22 protein-coding genes and 1 tRNA gene are annotated in these 24,443 nt (G+C 53.9%); 9 read left to right on the forward strand and 14 right to left on the reverse strand.

Annotated elements, in window-relative coordinates:
* Window positions 1-109: 109 nt before the first annotated feature.
* The gene (locus tag ACIKP9_RS07665; protein ID WP_400881181.1) at window positions 110-1,885 is read left to right on the forward strand and encodes an ABC transporter ATP-binding protein; all 1,776 of its coding nucleotides are present in this window, start codon (window positions 110-112) and stop codon (window positions 1,883-1,885) included.
* Between the two features lie 100 nt (window positions 1,886-1,985).
* Here ACIKP9_RS07665 and ACIKP9_RS07670 read toward each other — a convergent pair whose 3' ends face one another.
* Together ACIKP9_RS07670 and glnK are read right to left on the reverse strand one after the other, a co-directional pair.
* Window positions 1,986-3,290 carry an ammonium transporter gene (locus ACIKP9_RS07670; protein ID WP_400881183.1) on the reverse strand — a complete coding sequence of 435 codons (1,305 nt, stop codon included), beginning with the start codon at window positions 3,288-3,290 and terminating at the stop codon, window positions 1,986-1,988.
* A 12-nt stretch (window positions 3,291-3,302) separates the two neighbouring features.
* On the reverse strand, window positions 3,303-3,641 hold the full coding sequence (gene glnK, locus ACIKP9_RS07675) for a P-II family nitrogen regulator (RefSeq protein ID WP_230346479.1): 339 nt from the start codon (window positions 3,639-3,641) through the stop codon (window positions 3,303-3,305).
* Between the two features lie 170 nt (window positions 3,642-3,811).
* Between glnK and ACIKP9_RS07680 the strand changes: the two genes are divergently transcribed.
* From ACIKP9_RS07680 to ACIKP9_RS07700, 5 genes are all read left to right on the forward strand, one after another.
* The gene (locus tag ACIKP9_RS07680) at window positions 3,812-3,997 is read left to right on the forward strand and encodes a hypothetical protein (RefSeq protein WP_400881186.1); all 186 of its coding nucleotides are present in this window, start codon (window positions 3,812-3,814) and stop codon (window positions 3,995-3,997) included.
* The gene (locus ACIKP9_RS07685) at window positions 3,998-4,708 is read left to right on the forward strand and encodes a response regulator transcription factor (protein WP_400881188.1); all 711 of its coding nucleotides are present in this window, start codon (window positions 3,998-4,000) and stop codon (window positions 4,706-4,708) included. It begins immediately after the preceding gene.
* Window positions 4,709-4,728: 20 nt separating this feature from the next.
* Window positions 4,729-6,369, forward strand: a complete 1,641-nt coding sequence (locus ACIKP9_RS07690; RefSeq protein WP_400881190.1) for a FecR family protein — start codon at window positions 4,729-4,731, stop codon at window positions 6,367-6,369.
* A gap of 17 nt (window positions 6,370-6,386) precedes the next feature.
* Window positions 6,387-8,669 carry a CHASE2 domain-containing protein gene (locus ACIKP9_RS07695; protein WP_400881192.1) on the forward strand — a complete coding sequence of 761 codons (2,283 nt, stop codon included), beginning with the start codon at window positions 6,387-6,389 and terminating at the stop codon, window positions 8,667-8,669.
* Between the two features lie 172 nt (window positions 8,670-8,841).
* On the forward strand, window positions 8,842-10,188 hold the full coding sequence (locus ACIKP9_RS07700; RefSeq protein WP_400881194.1) for a sensor domain-containing diguanylate cyclase: 1,347 nt from the start codon (window positions 8,842-8,844) through the stop codon (window positions 10,186-10,188).
* Window positions 10,189-10,577: 389 nt separating this feature from the next.
* Here the strand turns inward: ACIKP9_RS07700 and ACIKP9_RS07705 are convergent.
* Window positions 10,578-10,662: transfer RNA gene (locus ACIKP9_RS07705), tRNA-Leu, on the reverse strand.
* Between the two features lie 33 nt (window positions 10,663-10,695).
* Here ACIKP9_RS07705 and queA point away from each other — a divergent pair.
* Window positions 10,696-11,724, forward strand: a complete 1,029-nt coding sequence (gene queA, locus ACIKP9_RS07710; RefSeq protein WP_400881904.1) for a tRNA preQ1(34) S-adenosylmethionine ribosyltransferase-isomerase QueA — start codon at window positions 10,696-10,698, stop codon at window positions 11,722-11,724.
* Window positions 11,725-11,823: 99 nt separating this feature from the next.
* Entirely contained in the window at window positions 11,824-13,434 is a 1,611-nt protein-coding gene (locus ACIKP9_RS07715) for an inorganic phosphate transporter (RefSeq protein WP_400881906.1), read from the forward strand.
* Between the two features lie 12 nt (window positions 13,435-13,446).
* Here ACIKP9_RS07715 and ACIKP9_RS07720 read toward each other — a convergent pair whose 3' ends face one another.
* The 4 genes from ACIKP9_RS07720 to ACIKP9_RS07735 form a co-directional block, all read right to left on the reverse strand.
* Complete coding sequence (locus ACIKP9_RS07720) at window positions 13,447-14,562, reverse strand: hypothetical protein (protein ID WP_400881196.1); 1,116 nt, start codon at window positions 14,560-14,562, stop codon at window positions 13,447-13,449.
* A gap of 5 nt (window positions 14,563-14,567) precedes the next feature.
* Window positions 14,568-15,197 carry a lytic transglycosylase domain-containing protein gene (locus ACIKP9_RS07725; RefSeq protein WP_400881198.1) on the reverse strand — a complete coding sequence of 210 codons (630 nt, stop codon included), beginning with the start codon at window positions 15,195-15,197 and terminating at the stop codon, window positions 14,568-14,570.
* Window positions 15,197-16,918 carry a proline--tRNA ligase gene (locus tag ACIKP9_RS07730; RefSeq protein ID WP_400881200.1) on the reverse strand — a complete coding sequence of 574 codons (1,722 nt, stop codon included), beginning with the start codon at window positions 16,916-16,918 and terminating at the stop codon, window positions 15,197-15,199. Before ACIKP9_RS07730 ends, ACIKP9_RS07725 begins: the two co-directional genes overlap by 1 nt.
* Before the next feature lie 77 nt (window positions 16,919-16,995).
* Entirely contained in the window at window positions 16,996-17,403 is a 408-nt protein-coding gene (locus tag ACIKP9_RS07735; RefSeq protein WP_400881202.1) for a hypothetical protein, read from the reverse strand.
* Between the two features lie 248 nt (window positions 17,404-17,651).
* Between ACIKP9_RS07735 and ACIKP9_RS07740 the strand changes: the two genes are divergently transcribed.
* Window positions 17,652-18,182: a hypothetical protein gene (locus ACIKP9_RS07740; protein WP_230346489.1), complete on the forward strand. Its 531-nt coding sequence runs from the start codon at window positions 17,652-17,654 to the stop codon at window positions 18,180-18,182.
* A gap of 24 nt (window positions 18,183-18,206) precedes the next feature.
* On the opposite strand, the gene ACIKP9_RS07745 is transcribed toward ACIKP9_RS07740, so the two are convergent.
* The 7 genes from ACIKP9_RS07745 to ACIKP9_RS07775 all read right to left on the reverse strand — a co-directional run bounded on the left by ACIKP9_RS07745 (window position 18,207) and on the right by ACIKP9_RS07775 (window position 24,396).
* Window positions 18,207-18,716: a TPM domain-containing protein gene (locus ACIKP9_RS07745; RefSeq protein WP_400881204.1), complete on the reverse strand. Its 510-nt coding sequence runs from the start codon at window positions 18,714-18,716 to the stop codon at window positions 18,207-18,209.
* Between the two features lie 3 nt (window positions 18,717-18,719).
* Window positions 18,720-19,544, reverse strand: a complete 825-nt coding sequence (locus ACIKP9_RS07750) for a TPM domain-containing protein (protein WP_400881206.1) — start codon at window positions 19,542-19,544, stop codon at window positions 18,720-18,722.
* A 60-nt stretch (window positions 19,545-19,604) separates the two neighbouring features.
* Window positions 19,605-20,198 (reverse strand): LemA family protein, encoded by a 594-nt coding sequence (locus tag ACIKP9_RS07755; RefSeq protein WP_230346492.1) that lies wholly within the window; start codon window positions 20,196-20,198, stop codon window positions 19,605-19,607.
* A gap of 70 nt (window positions 20,199-20,268) precedes the next feature.
* Entirely contained in the window at window positions 20,269-21,285 is a 1,017-nt protein-coding gene (locus ACIKP9_RS07760; protein WP_400881208.1) for a uracil-DNA glycosylase, read from the reverse strand.
* 10 nt (window positions 21,286-21,295) lie between these two features.
* The gene (rimI, locus tag ACIKP9_RS07765; protein WP_400881210.1) at window positions 21,296-21,757 is read right to left on the reverse strand and encodes a ribosomal protein S18-alanine N-acetyltransferase; all 462 of its coding nucleotides are present in this window, start codon (window positions 21,755-21,757) and stop codon (window positions 21,296-21,298) included.
* Window positions 21,754-22,446, reverse strand: a complete 693-nt coding sequence (gene tsaB, locus ACIKP9_RS07770) for a tRNA (adenosine(37)-N6)-threonylcarbamoyltransferase complex dimerization subunit type 1 TsaB (RefSeq protein WP_400881212.1) — start codon at window positions 22,444-22,446, stop codon at window positions 21,754-21,756. The genes rimI and tsaB overlap by 4 nt, the downstream gene beginning before the upstream one ends.
* 9 nt (window positions 22,447-22,455) lie before the next feature.
* Window positions 22,456-24,396 carry an ATP-dependent DNA helicase gene (locus ACIKP9_RS07775; protein ID WP_400881214.1) on the reverse strand — a complete coding sequence of 647 codons (1,941 nt, stop codon included), beginning with the start codon at window positions 24,394-24,396 and terminating at the stop codon, window positions 22,456-22,458.
* Window positions 24,397-24,443: the final 47 nt, after the last annotated feature.

Here is a 24,443-nt window from a genome sequence, read left to right on the forward strand (position 1 = left end):
ACTCTTCCGCACAGTGGTTTACTGCCCCACAAATCCATCGTCAGAATATGGCTGAAATTTTGCGGCAGGGTCATTAGAATCGCAGTTTCCTCCATGTTGGCAAGATTTTATGCATCCTCTCAAGCGCTTGTTCCGCCATGCTCATCAATATCGCCGCGATGCATGGATTGCCTCCTTTTACTCCCTGCTCAACAAGATATTCGATGTTTTGCCTGAGATCCTGATCGGTGTTGCTGTCGATGTAGTCGTCAACCAGAAAGCCTCGTTCCTCGCGGGACTAGGTATCGTCGAGCCCAAGGATCAACTGATTCTGCTGGCTATTCTCACGGTATTGATCTGGCTAGGCGAATCCCTGTTCCAGTATCTCTATGACGTACGTTGGCGCAACCTGGCGCAGAGCCTGCAACACGACTTGCGCATGGAGGCCTACCAGCATGTGCAACAGCTGGAGCTGGCCTATTTCGAGCGCAACCGTAGCGGCAATCTGTTGGCTATCCTCAACGAGGATATTAACCAGATGGAGCGCTTCTTCAACGGTGGCTTCAATAGTTTGATCCAGGTGTTTTTCGGCTCGGTCATGGTCGGCGGAGTGTTTTTCTTCCTGACCAAGGAGCTGGCCTTCCTGGCCTTGATCCCGGTGCCATTTATCCTCTATGGCGCGTTCTGGTTCCAGAGCAGGCTGGCGACACGTTATACATCGGTGCGCGAGGCGGCAGGTGCCCTCACCGCCCGTATCAACAACAATCTGCAAGGCATTGCCACAGTCAAGGCTTACGCCACCGAAGAAGTAGAATCTAACCACATCCGTGAAGCATCAGATCGCTACCGCGAGAACAACGCCCAGGCCATCAAGCTTTCGGCTGCTATTACTCCGGTGATCAGGATCGCGATTCTAGCCGGGTTTACCGTAACACTGCTTTATGGTGGCTTCATGACCTTGAACGGCGAACTTGGCGTTGGCAGTTACTCCGCACTGGTCTACCTGACACAGCGCCTGCTGTGGCCACTGACTGGCCTCGCAGAGCTGACCGACCTTTACCAACGCTCCATGGCCTCCATACAACGCGTCATGAATCTGTTGGATACACCGCTTGCTATCCAGTATGGCGGTAAGGCATTACCCGTAGCCTCGGTGCAAGGGCATATCCAGTTCACCCAGGTACGCTTTGCCTATGATGCGCAATCAGGGCAACCCGCACTAGATCAATTTAATCTGGATATCCCCGCTGGCAAGACCATCGCACTGGTAGGAGCCACTGGCGGCGGCAAGAGCACCATCACCAAGTTGCTGCTGCGTTTTTATGACCCGCAACAAGGCCAAATCTTGCTGGATGGTGATGACATCGCCACGCTAGATTTGCAACAACTACGCCGCGCGATTGGCTATGTCGCGCAAGATACCTTCCTCACCGATGCCAGCATTGCCGAAAACATTGCTTATGGTGAAGCCAACCCAGATATGAGCGCCATCATCGCCGCCGCAAAAGCTGCCGAGGCGCATGAATTCATTGAGCGTCTGCCCGATGGGTATGCTACCCAGGTAGGTGAACGCGGCATGAAGCTATCTGGTGGCCAGCGACAACGCTTGGCCTTGGCCCGCGCTATTCTCAAAAACCCGCCCGTGCTCATCCTTGATGAAGCTACCTCCGCCGTTGATAATGAAACAGAAGCGGCCATCCAGCGATCCCTCAACAAGCTGGTTGTAGGCCGCACCAGCATTATCATCGCCCACAGGCTATCCACCGTGCGTCATGCAGATTGCATTCATGTGCTGGAGCACGGGCGCATTGTGGAGTCTGGCAACCATGCCACGCTGCTGCAAGCAGGCGGGATTTATGCCGACCTCTGGCGCTTGCAAACGGGAGATGTCGAGACAAGTACATAGTCAATCAGCTGTGCCTAATCTTGGGCTCCATAGCAGCAGTATAAAAAAACAAAGCCCGGCTTTCGCCGGGCTTTTTGTTGCCTAAAACATCAGGCGTTTTTTAGGAGTGGTAAGCACGCTCACCGTGGGAGGCAGTATCCAGGCCTTCACGCTCATCTTCTTCAGAGACTCGCAGACCAACCAGCAGATCAACGACTTTGAGGATGATGTAAGTCACGATACTGACGTAAACGATGGTGAAACCAACTGATACGGCTTGTACATAGAACTGGTGGCCCATGGTCACGCCTTCGTCGTAGCCGACACCGCCCAGGGATGGTGCCATGAAGATGCCAGTGCCCAGCGCGCCGATGATACCGGCAACACCGTGAACACCGAATACATCCATGGTGTCATCGTAACCCAGTGCGTTCTTGAGCTTGGTAACAGCCCAGTAGCTGATGATGCTGGCAATGAAGCCAAGTACGATTGCACCCATCGGACCAACGAAGCCGCAAGCAGGCGTAATGGCAACCAGGCCAGCAATTGCACCGGAGATGGCACCCAGCATGGAAGGCTTGCCCTTGCTCAGCCATTCAACGACCACCCAGCCCACGACCGCAGCCGCAGTTGCCAGTTGTGTGTTGACGACAGCCAGGCCCGCCATGCCATCAGCAGCCAGTTCGCTACCGACGTTAAAGCCAAACCAGCCAGCCCACAATAGGGAACCACCCACCATGGTCAATACCATGTTATGTGGAGGCATGGCTTCCTTGCCGAAGCCGATACGCTTACCGAGTACCACTGCGGCAACCAATGCCGCAATACCGGCATTCATGTGCACCACGGTACCGCCAGCAAAGTCAGCTGCACCCATTTCACCGATCCAGCCACCGCCCCAGACCATGTGCGCCATGGGCAGGTAGGAGAATGTCATCCACAATGCCATGAACAGCAGCACGGCAGAGAACTTGATACGCTCGGCAAAACCACCGACGATCAGGGCCGGAGTAATGGCCGCAAACGTCATCTGGAAGGTAACGAACAACAGTTCAGGAATAGTGCCTTCCAGGCTATCAGGCGTGATGCCCGCGAGGAAAGCCTTGCTCAGGCCGCCAATAAAGGCGTTGCCTTCTGTAAACACCAGGCTGTAACCATAGACTGCCCAGAGTACGGAAAGCAGGGAGAATGTGACCAGTACCTGCATCAGTACCGAGAGCATATTCTTGGCACGTGCCATGCCGCCGTAGAAGATCGCGAGGCCAGGCACTGCCATGATGATGACGAGCACGGTGGCCACGATCATCCAGGCGGTATCACCGCTGTTCAAGACTGCTGGCGCTTCTGCGGCAACTTCTTCTGCCATACAGGAGCCTGCGGCCAACATACCGCCCAGCAAAGTGGAAATGGATAAAAATCGCTTCATGACGCCCTCCCCTTAAAGCGCATCAGCGCCGGTTTCACCGGTGCGAATGCGATAAGCCTGTTCAAGATCAAAGACAAAAATCTTGCCATCGCCGATCTTACCGGTGCTGGCAGATTGCTCGATTGCGTCAATTACCTGATCCAGCAAACTGTCTTCAATGGCGACTTCCAGTTTGACCTTGGGAAGAAAATCCACCACATATTCAGCGCCGCGGTAAAGCTCGGTATGCCCCTTTTGACGTCCGAAACCTTTTACTTCAGTCACGGTAATGCCTTGTACGCCAATAGCGGAAAGAGCTTCCCGCACCTCGTCAAGCTTGAATGGCTTGATGATAGCGGATATGAATTTCATACATGCTCCTTGCATCAAAGATTGTTGATCATCGCCAGAGAACTGGCACATTCATTTGTTTCATTAGAACAGCCGATGTTCAGCAACTCTTGTGCCAGCATTAATTACAATTAATTTTCAGACACTTACAAAAAACCAAGAGTACCAAGAGACCACACAGACAGTTTTACATGCACCACATCAGCGCAATGCACCAACAAGGTGCAATGACTACCTACTGGAATGATTCACATTTGTTGACAATTCATACAGGCAAGACCGATATAAGATTGACTATGGTGGTGCGTGATATTGCCGCAATGGCTTGGCATGTTTCCCTCATGCGCGCCTATAATGAAAAAAAGGAAAGAGAATAAATGCGTTTTGCCGCCCTGGATGACAATCACTCCGAACTGGAGCTCATCGAGAAAACCATCGTATCATTGGGACATGACTGCCATACGTTCAGTGATGGCAAGTCCTTGTTGCGCACATTGCAGCACGAAACTTTCGACTTTCTCATCCTGGATTGGGAATTACCGGATACTTCTGGGCCAGAAATCGTGCAATGGGTGCGCGCCAACCTCAAAGAAGCCATCCCTGTTCTCATGATCACTAATCGTAGTGACGAACGAGATGTTGTGCACGGCCTAACCTCCGGTGCCGATGACTTCATGAGCAAGCCGGTACGTGTGCGTGAGTTGCATGCCCGGATCAATGCACTCCTGCGTCGGCTGTACCCACAGCAAACCCAGCAGGAATTCGTCTGGGGCAACTACACATGCCATGTGGCTCAGCAACGCTTTGAATATAATGGGGTCGCTATTCCTCTCAAGCACAAAGAATTCGAACTGGCATTGTTCTTGTTCCAGAATCAAGGACGATTGCTGTCGCGACAGCATATCCAGGAGCAAATATGGGGCATGCAATCAGTAGACTTGCAAACACGCACATTGGACACGCACATTTCAGCAATACGCTCCAAGCTCAAGCTTCATCCCAACAATGGCTACAAACTCACTGCCGTCTATGGCATGGGTTATCGGCTCGAAAGTGATGCATTGCCATTCGCGGAAGAACATTCTTAAATTTCATTATCGGGGACATCATGATCGCAGTCTGCAAGCAGAAGAAATCACCTGGACGGCCTCACTGGCAACCGGCATTAGTGATGGGAGTTGCTCTGGCACTCCAGGCTTCAGCCCAGGCTGATACCATCAGCCATACTGTTGAACCAGGTGATAACCTTTACAAGCTGGCTGCACACTATATGGGCAATCCGCATGCCTGGCGCGAAATCCAGAAGCTCAACCGTATTCGCAATGCGCATTATCTAACGCCAGGCACTAACCTGCTGATCCCCAAGGTAAGTAGCACTGTCACTGCCAGCTTTGTTCATGGTGAAGTATCCCTCATCGATGCGGCAGGCAATGCCATCAAGGCCATCACCCATGGCGATCAACTCGCAGAAGGTGACATTGTCCGCACCAGCGAAAATAGTTATCTATCGCTGGAATTTTCCGATAAAAGCATTGCTCGCATTCTCTCCAACACTCGCATCCGCTTGGATCGCATCAAGGAGGGCAGTTTGGTACCGCAAGGCCAACGTGTCATTTACCTGGAGCAAGGCGATATTGATGTCTCCGTGACACCCGCCCCTAAGCGCAACCCAAACCATTTCCGGGTGATCACGCCACAAGCAGTTGCCGCAGTCCGTGGTACCCGCTTTAGTGTAGGCACTGGCAATATATCCACCACCAGCGTGACGCAAGGCCAGGTGGAAATGAAGCAGGCCAAGCCAGCCAAACGCGCGCCAGGCGCTGTACTACAGGCAGGCCAAGGTATTGCAGCCAGCGACAATGGGCTGGGCGAAGTGCAAACATTGTTGGCAGCACCGGATCTATCGCAACTGCCTACCCACCTCCCAGAACCTGAGCTCTTGCAATTCAACTGGCCAGCCTTGGATGGCAGCAGTGAGTATCAATACCGGATTGCGCAAGATGCCAATATGGAGCAAGTGTTGTGGAATGCGGCTTCCAATACTGCCGAAGCCATGCTGCCCAGCCTGCAAGATGGAGAATATTTGCTTGCTGTGCGTGCGCTCGATATGCATGGCATTGCAGGCTATGAAGCCCAGCACCGCTTCAAGATCGCCAGTCACCCTTCTAGCCCATGGCTACTAGCCCCCCAGCAAGGACAAATTGTGGGCAGCAACAGCCGACTGCTTTGTACGCCCATAGCAGGCGCACAAGGCTATCACCTGCAAATCGCCAGCGATCAAGCCTTCCAGCAAGTAGTGGCAGATGCAGATCAGCTGCAAGAGTGCCAATATTCGCTTGCATCCTTGCCAGCAGGGCAATATTACTGGCGCGTAGCCAGCATTACTACCGACAGCGCATCCGGTATTGCACAGCATGGGCCTTACAGCCAGCCGGCCAATATCATCCTTGATGAAAATGGTGCCACAGCACGATCCACCTCCGGCCAGGCTTATTGGAACAGTACCCAACAGGGTATCCAGTATGTCGCGCAGGTGAGCCGCTCTCCACAATTTGAATCATTGGTCGCAGAACAAGTGCTGGATCATCCCCAGATTGATCTCAAAGCACTCCCGGCCGGGCGCTATTACGTGAGATTGGCCACCCGGATCAAGCAATACACCGGACCGTTCTCCGATGCCCGCATCCTGGAAGTTGAGCAGGTAAACGATGCTATTGACCGCACCTGGTTTGACAAACCCAAGTCCTGAGCATTGTTAAGCACCGCATGACCAAACCGCTGCCATCACCAACAGCTGCGCATTACCCTTCGCAAAGCAAGTTGCCATGGCTGCTGATTTCGGGGGTGATACTCCTCCTCATCGCGGCACTTTCCCATCAGCGTACGCTGACAATTGTCGACCACCTGATCCAGGACTTTATCACTGCCAGCCAGCAACACCCGCTGACTGGAAAGGTAGTGATTGTCGCCATTGACGACGACAGCATTGCCCACTTTGGCCGTTGGCCCTGGCGTCGTAACCTGCATGCCGAACTGGTCAAACGCATCAGCGAACAACACCCGGCCGCCATTGGCCTGGATATCCTGTTCAGCGAAGCTGATCTGCAACGCCCTGATGATGACGCGCTCCTGGCCAATGCCATCCTGCAAAGTGGTGTAGTAGCACTGCCTATCGTCTTTAATGAAGCCGGGCCAGCCCAGTATGTGCAAACGCCAACCCCGGCACTCGCCCAAGCTGCCGCCCAACTGGGGCATGTTCATATCCAGGTAGATGACGATGGCGTGGTGAGATCTGCACGCATGCAACAATTCATCAATGACACACCATTTGTTCACTTCAGTACCGCTTTATTACAGGCAGCAGATCAACCAAGACTTGAGATTTCCCCCTCTACCGACAGCCAACTCATTCCATACGCAGGCAAGGCTGGCTACTTTCCCCGCATCTCCTATGTTGATGTGATCGAGGGCAGGATTCCTGACAAAATCTTTACAGATCGCCTAGTGCTGGTCGGCGCTACCGCCACCGGTATTGGCGACCAGTATGCCACCCCGGTCTCGCGTGATGGTCAATTAATGCCCGGCGTTGAAATCCTCGCCAACATACTAGAAGGGCAATTGAACCAGCGCACTCTGCAACTTGCCCAGGCATGGCAGAATATGACGCTCAATCTCGCCTTTGTCAGCCTGGCGTTGCTGGGCTTTATGTTACTGAGCCCACTGTCAGCGTTGTTGCTCAGCTTTTCCCTCCTCATTGCGCTGCTCGCCACGACCTATGCCGTGGCTCTTATCTCAGGTATCTTGCTTGCCCCATCAGCAGGGGCACTTGGGCTCATCCTGATCTATCCGCTTTGGAGCTGGCATCGGCTGGATACTGCAGCCCGATTTCTCACATCAGAATTTGAGTCTTTCAAGCGTGACTTTCCCATGCTGTCGACGCCTCAATCCACCACCGCATTTCATGATTTTCTGGATAAACGCATCAATGCGCTGCATGAAGCCACCCATCAATTGCAAAGCATGCACCGCTTCATCAGCGACAGTGTGGATGGGCTGCCTGACCCCACCCTGATTTGCGATCCCGATGGCATTATCCGCATTGCAAACCAGGCAGCAGCCGCCTATTTTGGTGCCAGCACCCCCTCTGCCCTGATACAGCAGCCGCTGATCCCCTTGCTACAACACATCCATGAGCATCAGAACAATCTACCCGCCATCCACACTGAAACCCTGCAAGCAGGGCTTGAAATTGAGCTAGAAGCCCGTGATGACAAACAGCGCGAACTATTGGTAAAGCTCGCCCCATGCAAAGACGCTAAAGAGCAACATATCGGCTGGATATTGAGCATCATTGATGTTTCCAAGCTATGGCAGGCAGAGCGAGATCGTGACGAAGCATTCCGCTTCATTACGCATGATATCCGCGCCCCTTTATCATCCATTATTTCACTGGTCGAACTACAAAAACTTTCCCCTGAAACCATGGGGGAACGCTGGCTAGGCATGATAGAGCAGCATGCTGACAACGCCCTGACCCTCGCCGATGACTTTGTACAGCTGACGAGGGCAAAGTCCGGGCATTACCAGCTGGATGAAGTCAACCTGGCAGACTTGCTGCATGAGGCCATGGATGACGCATGGATTCTGGCCTACACGCGCGATATCACCATCACCATGACAGAAACACCTCCAGAGGCGCATTGCTGGGTTGACAGAACCCTGTTCAAGCGCGCGATCGCGAACTTGCTGAGCAATGCCATCAAGTTCAGTCCGGATCACGCCATGATTGAATGCAGCATTTGCGCCGCGGGAGACTACTGGAATATTGCAGTGCGTGATTTCGGCATTGGCATCAGTGCAGAAGCACAAACGCAACTATTCCAGTCCTTTAGTCGCGTCCACCAGCACAGCCACCCTCAAATTGAAGGTACCGGCCTAGGCCTAGCCTTCGTCCACGCCGTTGCTAGCCGACACCATGGCGAGGTCAACGTCAGTAGTACGCCCGGCACAGGCAGCATCTTCTCCATCCTCGTCCCCAGACAACCATAAGCCCTGAACTGATCCAGCAATTGTCAACAATTGTCAGATCGCTATGACAAGGTCAATCGCTATTGCAATATAGCGCCAGACTAAAAAGCTAAATTAAAGACGAGGGGATGCAATGGACGACATCCTGAATCAAACAATATCACTGCGGCTAAGCTGGATAACAAGAGTGCTGATGTCGCTAATGGTTGCGGCAAGCCTGCTGGCCATGATGCATGCCACTCAGCCATGGCCGCAATTAGCCACATTCGCACCTGTGGTCGCGACCGTTGTCGTGCTGAGCACAACTACCACAGCACTGCTCCTGTTATTGCAATTTAAGATACAGAAGCAATTCTTCCTGGTGCCGCTGGCTGGTGCCTACGCGATCTACGCCTTGGCTGCCGTCAGTAGCCTGATCTCGCTGCATGCCTCATCAGGCAATAGCGCACCAATGGCTACCAGTAACATGTCCCACTGGAGCACATACTGGCAATTTGGTTTCTGTGCTTTCATCATTATCGCACTGCTGTTCCGCAAGATTGCCCACTCATTCCCGCAATTGAACCGCATCAGCCTGGGCAAGAATACCGTGCCCTTTATGCTGACGCCATTGATCGGCATCATCCTTTACATGCTGGCACTGAATTCAGGCAACTTGTTTTCAGCACTCATGGCAAGTGCCCCTATCGTCACATCACCGCTAAGCTGGGGCAGTTGGATCATGGCGGCCACAACATTTGCACTGGTGCGTGCAATTGGCGGCGACAACAAGCTGGTGACAGTTTTCCTGTCGATCGCCGCCTTATCGCACTTATGCCATGTCTCGCACTTGCTGATAGACAGTACGCCATTTAGTAGCAACTGGTACATGGCACAACTACTCAGCCTGTTTTCCACCACCACATTGCTTGCCGTGCTGATCCTGCAACTTAGCCAGTTCTCGCGTGACTTAGCAGCTTCGCATTCGGCATTGCTGGAAAAGGCCAACAAAGATGGTCTGACCGGCATCTATAACCGTGGTTATTTTGATGAAATGGCAGAAATCGAATGGCGGCGTGCACAACGCATCCATAGCTCCATCTCGATTCTGATGCTGGACATCGACCATTTCAAAGAATACAACGATCAGCACGGCCACCTGAAAGGTGACAAATGCCTGAAGAAAATCGCACAAGCAATCCAGGCGGAGATGCAACGCCCTGGAGACTTTGTCGCCCGCTTTGGTGGGGAGGAATTCGTGGTGTTGCTGCCTTATACCGCAGCTGAAGGTTGTCATGCCATGGCGCGGAAACTGCATTTGGCCATCCAGAAACTCAAGATTCCATCACTTGACCACGGCAAGGTATCAGTGAGTATCGGCCATGCTACTTGGGAAACTCCTGGTGAAAATCATTCGGTCAGTGAACTACTTTCCCAAGCCGATCTCGCGCTCTACACCGCCAAGCGCCTAGGCCGCAACCGCATCGTACGCTATGAAGAGCTAGCTCCCAGCCTGGCATGGAGCAAATCGCTTTTTCCACCGGAAATCATGCACCACTAAGCTCTTTCTCACGCATACCTGGGTTGTCCGTCCTCCCCCGTTTTTCCAGGTATGCTTTTTATACTCATGGCAGGTATAGGCATCATACTGACCTGTACCTGCCACTCCACTACGCCCAACACCATCTCACTCAAAAAACAGACTTTGGCCGAGAAAAATCTTATAGCCAGCCCCAGCAAGACATAGAACAGTCAGCATATGACTTGTCCATAAGGCCATGAGTCAACGAAAGAATAGCGAAGAAGAGAATGGAAATAAGATGAAAACGGAGCACGTCAGCACAAGCTCCGGTATAATCCGGCCTCCGTTAGACATCAAGCATGTCAGGACGGAAACGAATACCTAACTTACGGAACAACAAGGGAATTTTTTGGAGAATATTGCCTGATTGGTGCCGGGGGGGGGACTCGAACCCCCACACCTTGCGGCGGCGGATTTTGAGTCCGCTGCGTCTACCAATTCCGCCACCCCGGCAACAAGGCGTGCATTATAGCAACCATTATGACAATGCGCACTACTGATTTTGATTTTTTCTTACCTGACGAATTAATTGCCCAATTTCCAGCCAAGGAACGCAGAGGCAGCCGCCTACTTCATCTAGATGGCAATAGCGGAAAACTGGAAGACCGCCTGTTTCTCGACCTGCCTACATTGGTGCAACCAGGTGACCTCTTCATTTTCAACGACACCCGTGTCATCAAGGCCAGACTGCATGGGGAAAAGCTCAGCGGCGGTAAAGTTGAAGTGCTCATTGAGCGCGTATTGGGCGAGTTTGAGGCACTAGCCCATGTCCGCGCCTCACGCTCCCCGAAACCGGGTAGCCTATTGCGCCTTGCCGATGCGTTTAATGTTGAAGTGATTGGACGACAAGATGACTTGTTCCATTTGCGCATTACCGGTGAGACCCCTTTGCTCGACTTACTAGAGCAATATGGCAACCTACCCTTACCACCTTATATCACGCACAATGCGGAAAGCACTGATGAGGAGCGCTACCAGACGGTCTATGCACGCGAACCCGGTGCAGTAGCCGCCCCAACAGCAGGCCTGCATTTTGACAATGACATGCTGGAACACTTGAAACAACTCGGCATCAACATCGCTTATGTCACCCTGCATGTCGGTGCAGGTACGTTCCAGCCGGTTCGGGTAGATAACATCAACGAGCACAAAATGCATAGTGAGCTTTATTCCGTGCCGCAAGCCACAGTGGACCTCATTGAGCAAACGCGCGCCCGTGGTGGAAAAGTCACTGCAGTAGGAACAACCGCATTGCGTGCCCTGGAAAGTGCTGCCCGCAGCGGAGCCTTGCTTGCAGGACAAGGCGACACCGACATCTTCATTACGCCCGGCTATCGCTTTCAGGTTGTCGAGCGCCTGCTCACCAACTTCCATTTACCTAAGAGTACCTTGTTGATGTTGGTTTCTGCATTTGCTGGGGTAGAGCACATTCGTCAGGCATATGCCCATGCAGTAACTGCGCGTTATCGTTTTTTCAGCTATGGGGATGCCATGCTGATTGAACGACAGGACTAAGGATAACAAGCTGGAGGACATTCATGTCACATGAATGTCACGAATATGTCATAATGCACCAGCACAATGCTGGCTCTTCCAGCGAAAACAAAATTCTTGATGAATACCAAAGCGTTACACTCAAGCAAATCAATTAGTAGTCGCCCAGAGCTGAGCAAAAAGCACAGCCTCATTACCCAAATCCTGTTTTTTGGCACCCTACTCGCTGGGCTATTGTTTACTGTTGCCAGCCTGAATCACGATGTCAGCAATACCGACTCATCGCCTACCACTTGGCTGCCCTTTATCCTGCTTGGGGTGGCACTACTGATTGCCTTGGGGTTCGAGTTCGTCAATGGTTTTCATGACACCGCCAATGCCGTTGCCACCGTCATCTATACGCACTCCCTGCCAGCCAATGTTGCTGTTGTCTGGTCTGGATTTTTCAACTTTCTCGGTGTCATGGCCTCCAGCGGGGCGGTGGCATTCGGCATCATCTCCCTGCTGCCGGTAGAGCTTATCCTGCAAGTCGGCTCTGCCGCTGGCTTCGCCATGGTGTTCTCATTGTTGATTGCGGCCATTTTATGGAACCTGGGCACATGGTTTCTTGGGTTGCCTGCTTCATCCTCACATACATTGATTGGCTCCATTATTGGTGTTGGCGTCGCCAACGCCCTCATGCATGGCCGCGATGGTACCAGCGGCGTAGATTGGGCGCAGGCCAGCAAGGTGGGCTATTCGCTATTGCTCTCTCCCATGGTCGGCTTTATTGCAGCGGCGCTCGTGTTGTTGGCGCTACGCACTATCATCAAGAACCGTGAGTTGTTCCGCGAACCCAAAGGCAATAAGCCGCCTCCAGCCTGGATCCGTGGCATCTTGATCTTGACCTGTACTGGCGTTTCGTTTGCACATGGCTCTAATGACGGACAAAAGGGCATGGGCCTCATCATGCTGATCCTGGTAGGTACCGTTCCCATGGCATATGCTTTAAACCGCGCCATGCCTGCCGACCAGGCAATACAGTTTTCCGCAGTGGCCCAAGTTACCCAGGCATCCTTGCAACAGATCGCCCCTGGTGCAGCACCAGCAAAACCGCTGGACACCCTGTCCACGTACATTCGCACCAAGGAAGTCACAGCAGAGCTCCTGCCAGCATTGGCCGCGGTGACTGGCAGTATTGGGCAGCAAGTCAAAGGCTACGGCAGCTTGGCCAAAGTCCCGGCAGATGCAGTTGCCAACGTGCGTAATGATATGTACCTGACTTCAGAAGCCATCCGCCTGATCGACAAAAACCCAGGAACCATACAACTGGATGCCGACACCAAGGCCAACCTCATGGCGTTCAAGAAGGAAATCGACAAGGCCACCAAATTCATCCCGCTGTGGGTGAAGATTGCGGTGGCCATCGCGCTTGGCCTGGGCACCATGGTGGGCTGGAAGCGCATCGTGGTCACTGTGGGTGAGCGCATCGGCAAAACCCACCTGACTTACGCACAAGGTGCATCGGCAGAAACCGTCGCCATGCTCACCATCGGTGCTGCCGATCTCTATGGCCTGCCGGTATCAACCACGCAAGTCCTGTCTTCTGGCGTGGCCGGCACCATGGCCGCAAATCGCTCTGGCCTGCAAATGGGCACCATCCGAAACCTGCTGATGGCCTGGGTGCTGACCCTACCCATGGCGATGCTGCTTTCTGGCTCGCTTTACTGGCTGTTCTCGCAGTTCATTTAATCCACCACCAACTCAGCTGTTTTTCATATCCCAACCAAGCTGCCCGGCTATCCAGCAGGCAGCTTGCTGATTGCCCTGTGGCTGCACAGGTGCTGGCTTAGGCGCGTCAAGCATCGACAACATTTCACTAGCAAAATCACCGCTCGACAACTGGTTTTCAGCCACCTGCTGGCAACACCCATGCTGTTGCAACCATGTAATCAGGCACTCCTGCTCCGGCCAGCCATCGCGCGGCACATAAAGCACCGGCACACCATGGCAGGCAGCTTCCACAAACGTGCCATAGCCAGGCTTGGTCAATACTAGGTCGCTACTCGCCAGCAAGCTGGAGAAATGCAGCTGCAAGGGTTCTTGCGCATGAAAATCAGCGCGCTCCACACCTTGCATCCAAGCCTGAGGCAATAGCCAATGCACATCTGGCAAGCATGGAAACCGAGCGGGATTAATCTGTGTATTGATACCCCCCATGCCCACTAGCACCAACTTTGTCGAAACACCGCCCTGCACGTCGAGACGATCAAGGATGACTGCTCGCTGCGACTGCGCCATATCTGCCACTGGCCCCACCGCATGGCACGCCAACCAAGGCATCTGCATGGCAGGTGTGATGCGCAGAAAACCACGAGCACTCTCGTAAGCCTGACGAATCTGGCGCTGTACATGGTTGAGTGCTGGCACATCAGCATAATGCAGAAGAATATCGGCCCAATTCAGCGAGCACATCGCCAGAGAGGGCAAGCCCAGTATGGACGCTGCCGCAAGTGGCAAGTAAGCCACATTACAAAACACAGCATCGGCATGTTGTGCGGCGATCCACGCGGCTTCGTCTGCCACCCTCGCTTGCCAATTCGCATGAAAATCAAGATAAGCCGTCACGCTGGCGGCGACATCAACCTCCAAGGCAGAACGCATCAACATGCCAAAATCCGCCTGTCGTTGCACATACGAGAATGGCACGTGAATGCGCGATCGTAGAAACGCCTCGCTCACTGCGCTGGCAACTACCAAGTCGAGCTGGGTATATTCCTGCGCCAATTGATTGAGCACAGGCGCAATTTGCGCCACATGCCCGAAGCCATGACCAGAGATATACACCAGCAGACGTTGCCTGCGAGATACAGCCATCATTGGGACTAATTGAGTGCTGTTGCCGTGACCGTCACAACAGCGGAGGGATGATACGTCCAGGATTTTCGCCAGGCATTGACGACGAGATTAGGGTACTCCGGCTTACCTAGGCTGCCGTTATAGCGGCCCAAGGCACGATATAAATCGCCTTTTTCAATATCCAGGTAATGTCGCAGGATGGTGCAACCATAACGAAGGTTGAGTCGCATATGGAACAGGTTATGCTCACTTGCACCAATCGCCTTGACCCAAAATGGCATCACCTGCATATAGCCACGCGCACCTACAGACGACACGGCATATTTATTGAAAGCACTTTCGACATGAATCAAGGCCAGGACAAGCTGCGGATCCAGCCCGGCACGCGTTGCTTCATAATGTACGGTACGCAAGAAATCTTCGCGCATCTGCACATCAGGGATACGCTTCTGCAGCCGCCCAGACATCGTCTGCAACCAGGCCAAGCCCTCATCCGGGCTGGCAAATACTAGTCTCGGGGCAGCACTGTCACTGATAGAGCGCTGCATCAAGGAGCGCACGCTGTTGGCAAGAGGCTCTTCCCTCTGTGCACCAGCATGCGCAAGCACACTGATACATAACAGGCTGGCTGACAAAAGTAAGCCAGCCCAACGCATTACAGCGCCTGCCTGATGACAGAGACAATATTGGCCAAGGCGACAGTCTCGGCGCTAGAAGCCGTACGCGGCTGGTATTCGACCTGACCTTCTTTCAGGCCGCGATCACCGATGACGATACGGTGGGGAATACCGATCAGCTCCAGGTCGGCAAACATGACGCCAGGGCGCTCACCACGATCATCCAGCAGCACATCAATCCCTGCAGCTGTCAGTTCGTCATAGAGTGCATGAGCGGCAGATTGCACGGCCTCGCTCTTGTCATAACCGATAGGTGCAATGGCAACGGCAAAAGGCGCCATGGCAGGCGGGAAGATAATGCCGCGCTCGTCATTGCCCTGCTCAATGGCGGCACCCACAATGCGCGAAACACCGATACCGTAGCAACCCATTTCCATGACCTGTTTCTGGCCGTTTTCATCCAGATAGGTCGCCTCCATGGCTGCCGCATATTTAGTGCGCAACTGGAAGATATGCCCGACTTCGATACCACGACAAAGGCTGATCACACCATTACCATCGGGGCTGGGATCACCTGCGACCACATTGCGAATATCAGCCACAGCCACAGGCTCTGGCAAATCACGACCGAAATTCACACCCGCCAGGTGGAACTTGGGTTTGTTCGCGCCACAGACAAAATCACTCATGACAGCAACACTACGATCCGCCACCACCTTGACCTGATCAGACACACCCACTGGGCCAATGAAGCCAGGTGGGCAATTCAGGGCATCGCGAATCTCCTGCTCGCTAGCGAAGCGGAAGGTGGCCAAACCAGGCACCTTGGCTGCCTTGATTTCATTCAATGCATGGTCGCCACGCAACAGCAGCAAGTAAAACTGCGTGTTGCCTGCTTCATCAGTCGCCACCACGGCGATCGACTTCACCGTTTGCTGTAGCGTGATGCCCAGCAAGGCCGCCACATCTTCACAGCTGGTCTGCTTGGGAGTATCCACCTCGCGCATGGTTTCATTGGCTGCACCACGCGCAGCCACAGGGGCCAATGCCTCAGCCAACTCGACGTTAGCGGCAAAATCCGAGCTCTCGGAATACGCCAGCGCATCCTCACCAGAATCAGCCAACACATGGAACTCATGCGAACCATCTCCACCGATCGCACCGGTATCAGCACGCACCGCACGGAACTTCAAGCCCAAGCGATTAAAAACATTGCTGTACGCTTGGTACATGGTTTCGTAGGTATCTTGCAGCGACTCGAGGCTAGTATGGAAGGAATAGGCATCCTTCATGACAAATTCTCGCGCACGCATCACGCCAAACCGTGGGCGGATTTCGTCGCGGAACTTGGTCTGAACTTGATAGAAATTCAGCGGCAATTGCTTGTAGGAGCGAATCTCGCGGCGCGCAATATCCGTGATCACTTCTTCATGGGTAGGGCCAAAGCAAAAATCACGCTCATGACGATCACGGATTTTCAGCATTTGTGGGCCAAATACCGCCCAACGGCCCGTTTCTTCCCACAACTCCTTAGGCTGTACAGCCGGCATGAGCAACTCCAGTGCTCCCGCACGATTCATTTCCTCGCGCACAACCGCCTCAACCTTGCGCAATACACGCAGACCCAAAGGCATCCAGCTATACAAGCCTGAGCCCAAGCGCTTGATCATGCCGGCACGCAGCATAAGCTTATGGCTAGGAAGCTCTGCCTCTTGCGGTGCTTCTTTTTGTGTTGCTATGAAAAACTGTGACGCTCGCATGTAATTGCTTCTTCAAAATTTCGGATGCTGCGAATTCTATCGGGAAACGTGCGCCGCGTCAGCCGCCATGCATGACTTCAAGCGACAGCTGCAGTCTTTTCGACCAAGCTATATAGCTTATCCCTTAAAGGCACGAACTCCGGATCAAGGTCGACCACATAATAATTCGCAGTCTGGCCAAAGCTGAGATTCACGGCATAGCCAAGCGCAATGGAGCGCGCCGGGAAAGGACCGCGCGCAATGATGCCACGCGTCAGGCTACCAGATACCAACACCACGCGAGACTGCGGGGGAATATCGCCATATTGCGTTGATTGTGAAGACGGGATGAGATCGACAAACTGGTGGAACTGCTTTTCAGCATTGTCAGTAACGGGACCATCCACGCGGTCCAGGTACTCTTCGATCACAGCCTGGTCTTCGTCTTCGTAAACGCCGACCAGCCTCATTCCCTTGATGACACTACCTCTAAATAAGGCTTTCATTTTATTGCCTTTCTATGGATGGTATCCATTTAATATATCGGCATGCCACTGCAAAAACTGAAGACAGCATGCTGGCGCTCTCGACTTTTGGTCTTGATCCGCCCATTCCCACCAACCCACAGCACTTTTACTATCTGCTGTTTTTTGATGGGTACTCACCACAATCACAAGAAACTGTTATACCCTTATTGCCGCATGACTATTGCATGTACGCACCAATAACATTGAAAGATTGACGCCGTACCGCTATGACAACACTTACCTCATCTGAATGGGCCGCTTGGACTCAGGCTATCGGCTCCGTCATTGCCATTTTCGCTGCCATCGGCATTTCTGCCTGGCAAAACTATGTGGATACTCGGCGCCGCAGCATGGAGCAACGCGGCTACTCCAAACGGCTGATGTCAGTGACCCACAAACTTGCCTATGATATTTATTTGACACTGCACAGCATCGAACAGTTGCGCAGCAATCCTTTAAAAAACGAAACCCGGCAGATGCGTGACTTCAACCGCAGCAAGCTAGGACGCCTTGAGCAAGCACTGCATGCGATTCCACTGCACAACCTCGGCACCATTACCGCCGTTGAGCAGGTCATGATCATCTTCTCGCAAATCGAGGCCGCAAACAACCTGCTTGCGCCAGAGCCTGCGGATATGAAGCACCATATCGACCATGTACCATGCAGCGAGATTTATGGGCGCTCATGGCGCCCGATTGTGGAAGCCTGCCGTGTTGCCAGCTATACACTGCGCGGCGAAGTGCTCAACTACACCTAAGCTACTTAATAAGCCTATCGTGCCTTACAGGACGATAGGCTTATTGGGCAATTCGTTCTTGTCGTCTGCCGTAGCGGGAAAATGCTGCTGCAATGACTTGCCGATTTCGGCAATGCCATACAAGACACCTTCCTCAAACTGTCCTTGGCGGAACTTCTCCTGCATCACCTTGATAATGCAGTCCCAACCATGTTGGCCGAGATGACGATTGATTCCACGGTCAGCCAGTATTTCGACATCATGGTCTGCCATCAGCAAATAGATCAATACACCATTGTTTTGCTCGGTATCCCAGATACCGAATTGTGAAAACAACTGAATGGCACGATGGCGTGGGGTAACACCGCGCAATATCGCCAAGGGATGCAAATCGCCCTCCACGACAAAACGGATTTCACCATCATGGGTTTTCTCGCTGGCAGTGATCGCCTGCTCGATACGGTGCAATGCAGCCTTGGAGAAATGCCGACGCACATGCCAGGGAGTGCTGAAAATATGCGCAAGCAAGCGCAGGAATGTATGACGCTTCTTCATGCTTTACCAGTCGCCAGAGGCGCCTCCTCCTCCAAAACCACCGCCACCGCCGGAGAATCCGCCACCACCCCAGCCGCCGCGTCCGCCGCCAAAGCCACCCCCACCGATAGGAATCCCGCCCATGGCCGAGCCAACCATGGTAATAAAAAACGCCACAAAACCTAATGCAGCGGCAAACAACAGGCCGCCGCCAAACAACATGACAGCGCCACCAATCAAGCTGCCATTAATGGCACTGCCGAGGAAATTGCCAAAGATGGCACGCAACACGCCACCCACGATCAAGCCACCGAACAAAAGCAAAGGCAGCATCTCACCGAAACCTGCTTCACCTTGACCTCCCTTGCGCGGCGGTGGTGCCGGCAAGCCCTCGCCAGCAATCAGCCGCGTGAGATAGCCAACAGCTGCATCAATGCCACCATAAAAGTTACCCTGGCGAAATGCAGGCGCCATCACATCGGAGACGATGCGCTTGGCAATCACATCGGGAATTGCGCCTTCAAGGCCATAACCGACCTCGATGCGCATCTTGCGATCGTCCTTGGCCACCAGTACCAGCACGCCATCATCGACCTTGCCACGACCCAGCTTCCACGCCTCTACCACGCGCAGGGAATATTGCTCGATTACCTCCGGTGCCGTGGTTGGCACCAGGAGGATGGCAATCTGGCTACCTTTTTCCTGCTCGAATTGTGCAAGCTTGGTTTCCAGCGCGGCCTGCTCCTGCTGGCTCAAGGTAGCAGTGAGGTCAGTCACCCTTGCCGTCAGCTGCGGCACCGCCACTTCATCAGCATGAGCCAGGCTGGCGAATGCCAGCCATAGCATCATCAAGGGCGCCAGCCACCTAGTGTATGTATGTTGATTTAACACAACCCAACCAACGCCCTGTTACTTATCGAAACTGACGGCAGGCGCCTTGGAAATCTCGCTCTCGTTTTCTACCGAGAAGTTGGGCTTGGGTTGGTAATCAAACATCTTGGCAGTCAGGTTATTGGGGAACTGACGTACGGCAGTGTTATATGCCTGCACAGATTTGATGTAACGGTTACGTGCCACGGTCACACGGTTCTCGGTGCCTTCCAGTTGTGCCTGTAAGTCACGGAAATTGGCGTCAGCCTTGAGTTGCGGATAATTCTCGGCCACGGCCATCAAGCGGGACAACGCCGAGGTCATCTGGCCTTGTGCTGCCTGGAAGCGTGCAAATGCCTGCTCATCATTAAGCAACTCAGGCGTTGCCTGGATACTGCCAACCTTGGAACGTGCATCCGCTACCTGGGTCAGCACTTCCTTTTCGTGTGAAGCATAGCCTTTCACTGTATTCACCAGGTTAGGCACCAAGTCGGCACGACGCTGGTATTGGTTCAGCACTTCAGACCAGTCGGCCTTCACCTGCTCATCCAGTGTCTGGAAGGTGTTATAACCACAACCACTCAAGCTCAGCACCATCATGAGTGCAGCCAACTTCAACCAGATTTTTTGCATGTTCAATCTCTCCATTCCAAAGAGTCAATATCAATCATTGATCGTCATGAGCACCATGCCCATGACCAAACTACGTCCCAGATGGGGGCACAGCCGCAGATTGCAAGCCATGCATGGTTTCCCGCGCAAAACACAGGTCATCCCAGGCCTTGGCTTTATCTGGCAGATTACGTAACAGGTAGGCCGGATGATAGGTCACAATCACTGGCACCCCATGAAAATCATGCAACTTGCCACGCAGGCTGGCAATGCTGCTATCGCTTGCCAATAATGACTGTGCTGCAAACTTGCCTAGCGCCACAATCAGCTTGGGCTTGATCAACTCCACCTGGCGCTTAAGGTAAGGGTCGCATTGCACCACCTCCTCGCCATGCGGGTCACGGTTGGCAGGCGGGCGGCACTTAAGCACATTGGCGATATAGACATTCTCGCCGCGCTTGAGTGCGATCGCTGCCAACATATTGTCAAGCAACTGACCTGCGGGACCAACGAATGGTTCACCGCGCCTATCTTCCTCAGCGCCAGGCGCTTCGCCGATCAACAACCACTCCGCATTGGGGTCGCCAACACCAAACACCGTCTGGGTACGCGTCTGCGCCAGGTTGCAGGCTTCACACTCCTGCACATTCTGCTGCAAGCCCTGCCAATCCAGGGACATGATCGCCGTACGCCTGTCGCCCTGGGGAACCGCCACCTCAGCCTGCATGTCAGCGGGCATGACACTATCAGCAAACTCAGGCCATGACTGCATGGCTTCAAAGTATTCTGCTTCCAGCGGCATCGCGTCATGCAAAACACCGCTCATTTCTTCGGCAGGCTCTTGCTGTGGCGCTATTGAATCCACTGCTATTGAGTCAACGGGTTGCTGCACTGGTACTGGAACCACCTCTTGGGCTGGCTCACTGGCAACTACCCTCTCAGGGGCCGCAGTTTCAACCTCAAGCGCAATCTTGATCTCTGCTGGCTGCTCAGGCTTGGATTCAGCAACCTCCTGACGTTCCTCCGCCGCCAACGCTGGCGGATGACGCAAGCGCCACACTGGCAACAACTCCAGTTCGCGCAGCATATCGTCACGACTCAAGCCCATGCAGTGCCCCTCATAACGCTACCCCCATGAGCACGGCATCCTCGCGCCCGTTAGGCGCTGGGTAATAACCGCGGCGAATCGCCATTTCATTGAAACCCATACTTTCGTAGAGGCCAAGCGCTGCCTGATTGGAAGGACGGACTTCGAGAAACATGTTCAATGCACCATGGCCTCGGGCAATATCCATCACATGCGCCAGCAGGCTACGTCCATAGCCTTTGCCCTGCCAAGGCGCAGCGATACTGATATTGAGCAAATGCGCTTCATCCAGCACCATCATCAGGACAGCATAACCCAACACTTCGCCAGCATGCTCATACACCCAGCAGCTGTAGCCAGACTTCAGCGAATCATCGAAATTACCCCTAGTCCAGGGATAAGGAAAAATAGTCGGCTCTATGCGGCAGATAGCATCAAGGTCGGCTGCCAGCATGGGCCGCAGGCTCGCCTCTGGCTTTAACACGGCACTCATGCGCCCGCCTTGGCTGCGCGCTCGCTTGTGGTCAGCGCGACTTTATTGCGGATGTAGATCGGCGCAGCCTCATGCGCTGGACGACCCTCTCCCGCTTCAAAACCAGGCAAAGTCAGGCGCGCTATCGCGGCAGCCCGTGGATAAGCCTCAGGAAAACGCTGCAATAATTGCGCGCCGTAGCGTTGATCCAAGCTATCTACATATGCCTTCCAGCCGCTGCCTATGCCTGTCCAGCCCTGGCCTTCTATCGCAGGAACGCCATCCGGGGCATACAAGCCTGGAGCTAGCACCTCTTGCCAGCCAGTAGCGGTCTTTTCATATGCTGCGTGATATACCTCGCCCATGCGTGCATCCAGGCAGGCGATCACTTTGTCAGCACCCTGCGCATCCTCAGCCAGCGCCAGCAAGGTGCTGACGCCGATCACAGGCAGATTTGCGCCAAAGGCCAAGCCTTGCGCCACACCACAAGCGATACGCAAGCCGGTGAATGAGCCTGGGCCTGCGCCAAAGGCGATACCGTCCAACTCACGCAACGCTATTCCCGCTTCATCCAGCAGCTCGCGCAGCAAGGGCAGGATACGCTGGGAGTGCGTCTGGCCAGCCAGCAGCTCACGCTCCAACAGCTTGCCATCAAGCATTAGGGCCAAGGACAGGTATTCGGTAGAGGTATCGAGGGCGAGAATGTTCATGCCGGAATATCAGGCTGGATCTATTGGGGAAGAAGTGAAGAATTCTACTACATCTTCCACATTGCGCGTCCGGCGCATGGGCGGCAGGCTCTGCCAGATGCGGCGGCCATAAGGCTTGGTGATCAAGCGCGGATCGCAAATCATCAGCACGCCCCTATCGCGCTCATCACGGATCAACCGCCCCGCGCCCTGCTTGAGGGTGATCACGGCATAGGGCAGCTGGTATTCCATGAAGGCGTTCTTGCCTTCGGCATTCATCTTATCAATGCGGGCAGACAGCACCGGGTCATCCGGCGGCGCAAACGGCAACTTGTCGATAATCACAGCAGAAAGCGCCTCACCGCGCACATCAACCCCCTCCCAGAAACTCTGCGAGCCCACTAGCACGGCATTCCCGAGCTGACGGAAGCGCTCCAGCAACTCGCTACGTGCCGTATCCCCCTGCATAAGCAGCGGATATTCCAGGCCCTCGCTGGAGAAGGCATCCTTCAGCAGTGCATGCAGCTCACGCATCGCACGCAAGCTGGTACACAGCACAAACGCACGGCCACGGCTAGCCTTGATCACCGGCAGGGCCATGGCAGCCACGGCAGCGGCATAGCCTGCGCTGTTAGGTTCCGGCATACCTTGCGGTGCATAAAACAAGCCCTGCTGCCCATAGTTGAATGGGCTATCCCAATGCCCGGTGGTAGCTTCCTGCAAGCCCATTTGCGCAAGGTAATGGCTGAAATCGCTTTTCACCGCCAATGTGGCCGAGGTAAATATCCAGGCGCGCGGCTGCGCATTAAGCTGCTTGCTGAAACCTTCTGCCACGGATAATGGCGTGGCATGCAACTGTACAGATTGGCTGAACACTTCGACCCAACGCACTAAATTCGTATCAGTAGCCGCAATCCAGCGTTGCAGCAACACCTGCAAGGCAAGTGCACGCTGCCAGCAGTTCTCTACCGCCGGGTCTCGTGCTGCCTGACTCTCAAGCACATTCGCCAATTCAGCCAGCTTTTCCTGCATGGTGGCATATGCGCCATCGAAATTACGCAAGGCCAGCACTTTCTGCACTGGTAAGCGCGCGCCCTCATAGGCAAAAATCAGGCGAAAATCCCGCACGGCTTTTTCTAGTGCAGCCGTTGCCTCAGGCAAGGCGGTGCAATCCTTGACCGTGGTGAGGTATTCATTATGAGCATCACGCGCCAGCTCCATCAGCTGACTGGTGGAATAGCCCTCGCCAAAGAACATCCCAGCCACCTCGGGCAACTGGTGCGCCTCGTCGAAAATGACAGTATTCGCGGAAGGCAATAGCTCGGCTACGCCTTCATCGCGCAGCATAACATCGGCAAAAAACAGGTGATGGTTCACCACCACGACATCAGCCGCCAGCGCACGCTTGCGCGCCTCCATGACGAAGCACTCCTTGTAGAAGGCACACTCCTGCCCAACACAGTTATCGCGGGTGGAAGTTACGGCAGGCCAGACGGTAGCGCTTTCTGGTACTGAAGTCAGTTCGCTCTTGTCACCCGTAGCACTATTTTCAGCAAAAGCCTGGATTTTATGCACATAGGCCGCATCCTCGCGCGAATAGAACTTGCCTTCGCTCATGGCACGTTGCAGGTGAAAATGGCAGACGTAATTGGCACGCCCCTTGAGCATGGCCACGGTGACTGGCACCTTGAGGGCATCGCGCACCGCAGGCAAGTCGCGGTTGAACAATTGATCCTGCAAAGTCTTGGTGCCGGTAGAGATAATCACCTTGCCACCAGAAAGCAGGGCCGGCACCAAATAGGCAAAGGTCTTGCCTGTGCCTGTGCCAGCCTCGGCTACCAGCTGGCGATTATGCTTGATCGCCTCGGCGATGGCATGCGCCATTTCCTGCTGTTGCAGGCGCGCACGATAGCCGGGAATGGTTTCCGCCAAGGGGCCTTGCGCGGAAAAAACGTGATCTAGGTCGCTCAAGCAGGACTTTCAGGGTGATAGTTCAAAAACCCTGACATTATACTGGA

The sequence above is a fragment of the Methylobacillus methanolivorans genome, assembly GCF_044751345.1.
Lineage (GTDB): Bacteria > Pseudomonadota > Gammaproteobacteria > Burkholderiales > Methylophilaceae > Methylobacillus > Methylobacillus methanolivorans.

What these genes read in the sequence shown, in the direction of transcription:
- ACIKP9_RS07745 (WP_400881204.1), bottom strand. Translation starts at nt 18,716, where the DNA reads ATGAAGAAGCGTCATACATTCCTGCGCTTGCTTGCGCATATTTTCAGC.
- ACIKP9_RS07690 (WP_400881190.1), top strand. Translation starts at nt 4,729, where the DNA reads ATGATCGCAGTCTGCAAGCAGAAGAAATCACCTGGACGGCCTCACTGG.
- ACIKP9_RS07715 (WP_400881906.1), top strand. Translation starts at nt 11,824, where the DNA reads ATGAATACCAAAGCGTTACACTCAAGCAAATCAATTAGTAGTCGCCCA.
- ACIKP9_RS07720 (WP_400881196.1), bottom strand. Translation starts at nt 14,562, where the DNA reads ATGATGGCTGTATCTCGCAGGCAACGTCTGCTGGTGTATATCTCTGGT.
- ACIKP9_RS07730 (WP_400881200.1), bottom strand. Translation starts at nt 16,918, where the DNA reads ATGCGAGCGTCACAGTTTTTCATAGCAACACAAAAAGAAGCACCGCAA.
- ACIKP9_RS07760 (WP_400881208.1), bottom strand. Translation starts at nt 21,285, where the DNA reads ATGGGCTTGAGTCGTGACGATATGCTGCGCGAACTGGAGTTGTTGCCA.
- ACIKP9_RS07665 (WP_400881181.1), top strand. Translation starts at nt 110, where the DNA reads ATGCATCCTCTCAAGCGCTTGTTCCGCCATGCTCATCAATATCGCCGC.
- ACIKP9_RS07735 (WP_400881202.1), bottom strand. Translation starts at nt 17,403, where the DNA reads ATGAAAGCCTTATTTAGAGGTAGTGTCATCAAGGGAATGAGGCTGGTC.
- ACIKP9_RS07725 (WP_400881198.1), bottom strand. Translation starts at nt 15,197, where the DNA reads ATGCGTTGGGCTGGCTTACTTTTGTCAGCCAGCCTGTTATGTATCAGT.
- ACIKP9_RS07740 (WP_230346489.1), top strand. Translation starts at nt 17,652, where the DNA reads ATGACAACACTTACCTCATCTGAATGGGCCGCTTGGACTCAGGCTATC.
- ACIKP9_RS07680 (WP_400881186.1), top strand. Translation starts at nt 3,812, where the DNA reads ATGCACCACATCAGCGCAATGCACCAACAAGGTGCAATGACTACCTAC.
- ACIKP9_RS07700 (WP_400881194.1), top strand. Translation starts at nt 8,842, where the DNA reads ATGTCGCTAATGGTTGCGGCAAGCCTGCTGGCCATGATGCATGCCACT.
- queA (WP_400881904.1), top strand. Translation starts at nt 10,696, where the DNA reads ATGCGCACTACTGATTTTGATTTTTTCTTACCTGACGAATTAATTGCC.
- tsaB (WP_400881212.1), bottom strand. Translation starts at nt 22,446, where the DNA reads ATGAACATTCTCGCCCTCGATACCTCTACCGAATACCTGTCCTTGGCC.
- ACIKP9_RS07670 (WP_400881183.1), bottom strand. Translation starts at nt 3,290, where the DNA reads ATGAAGCGATTTTTATCCATTTCCACTTTGCTGGGCGGTATGTTGGCC.
- ACIKP9_RS07755 (WP_230346492.1), bottom strand. Translation starts at nt 20,198, where the DNA reads ATGCAAAAAATCTGGTTGAAGTTGGCTGCACTCATGATGGTGCTGAGC.
- glnK (WP_230346479.1), bottom strand. Translation starts at nt 3,641, where the DNA reads ATGAAATTCATATCCGCTATCATCAAGCCATTCAAGCTTGACGAGGTG.
- ACIKP9_RS07695 (WP_400881192.1), top strand. Translation starts at nt 6,387, where the DNA reads ATGACCAAACCGCTGCCATCACCAACAGCTGCGCATTACCCTTCGCAA.
- ACIKP9_RS07750 (WP_400881206.1), bottom strand. Translation starts at nt 19,544, where the DNA reads ATGATGCTATGGCTGGCATTCGCCAGCCTGGCTCATGCTGATGAAGTG.
- ACIKP9_RS07685 (WP_400881188.1), top strand. Translation starts at nt 3,998, where the DNA reads ATGCGTTTTGCCGCCCTGGATGACAATCACTCCGAACTGGAGCTCATC.
- rimI (WP_400881210.1), bottom strand. Translation starts at nt 21,757, where the DNA reads ATGAGTGCCGTGTTAAAGCCAGAGGCGAGCCTGCGGCCCATGCTGGCA.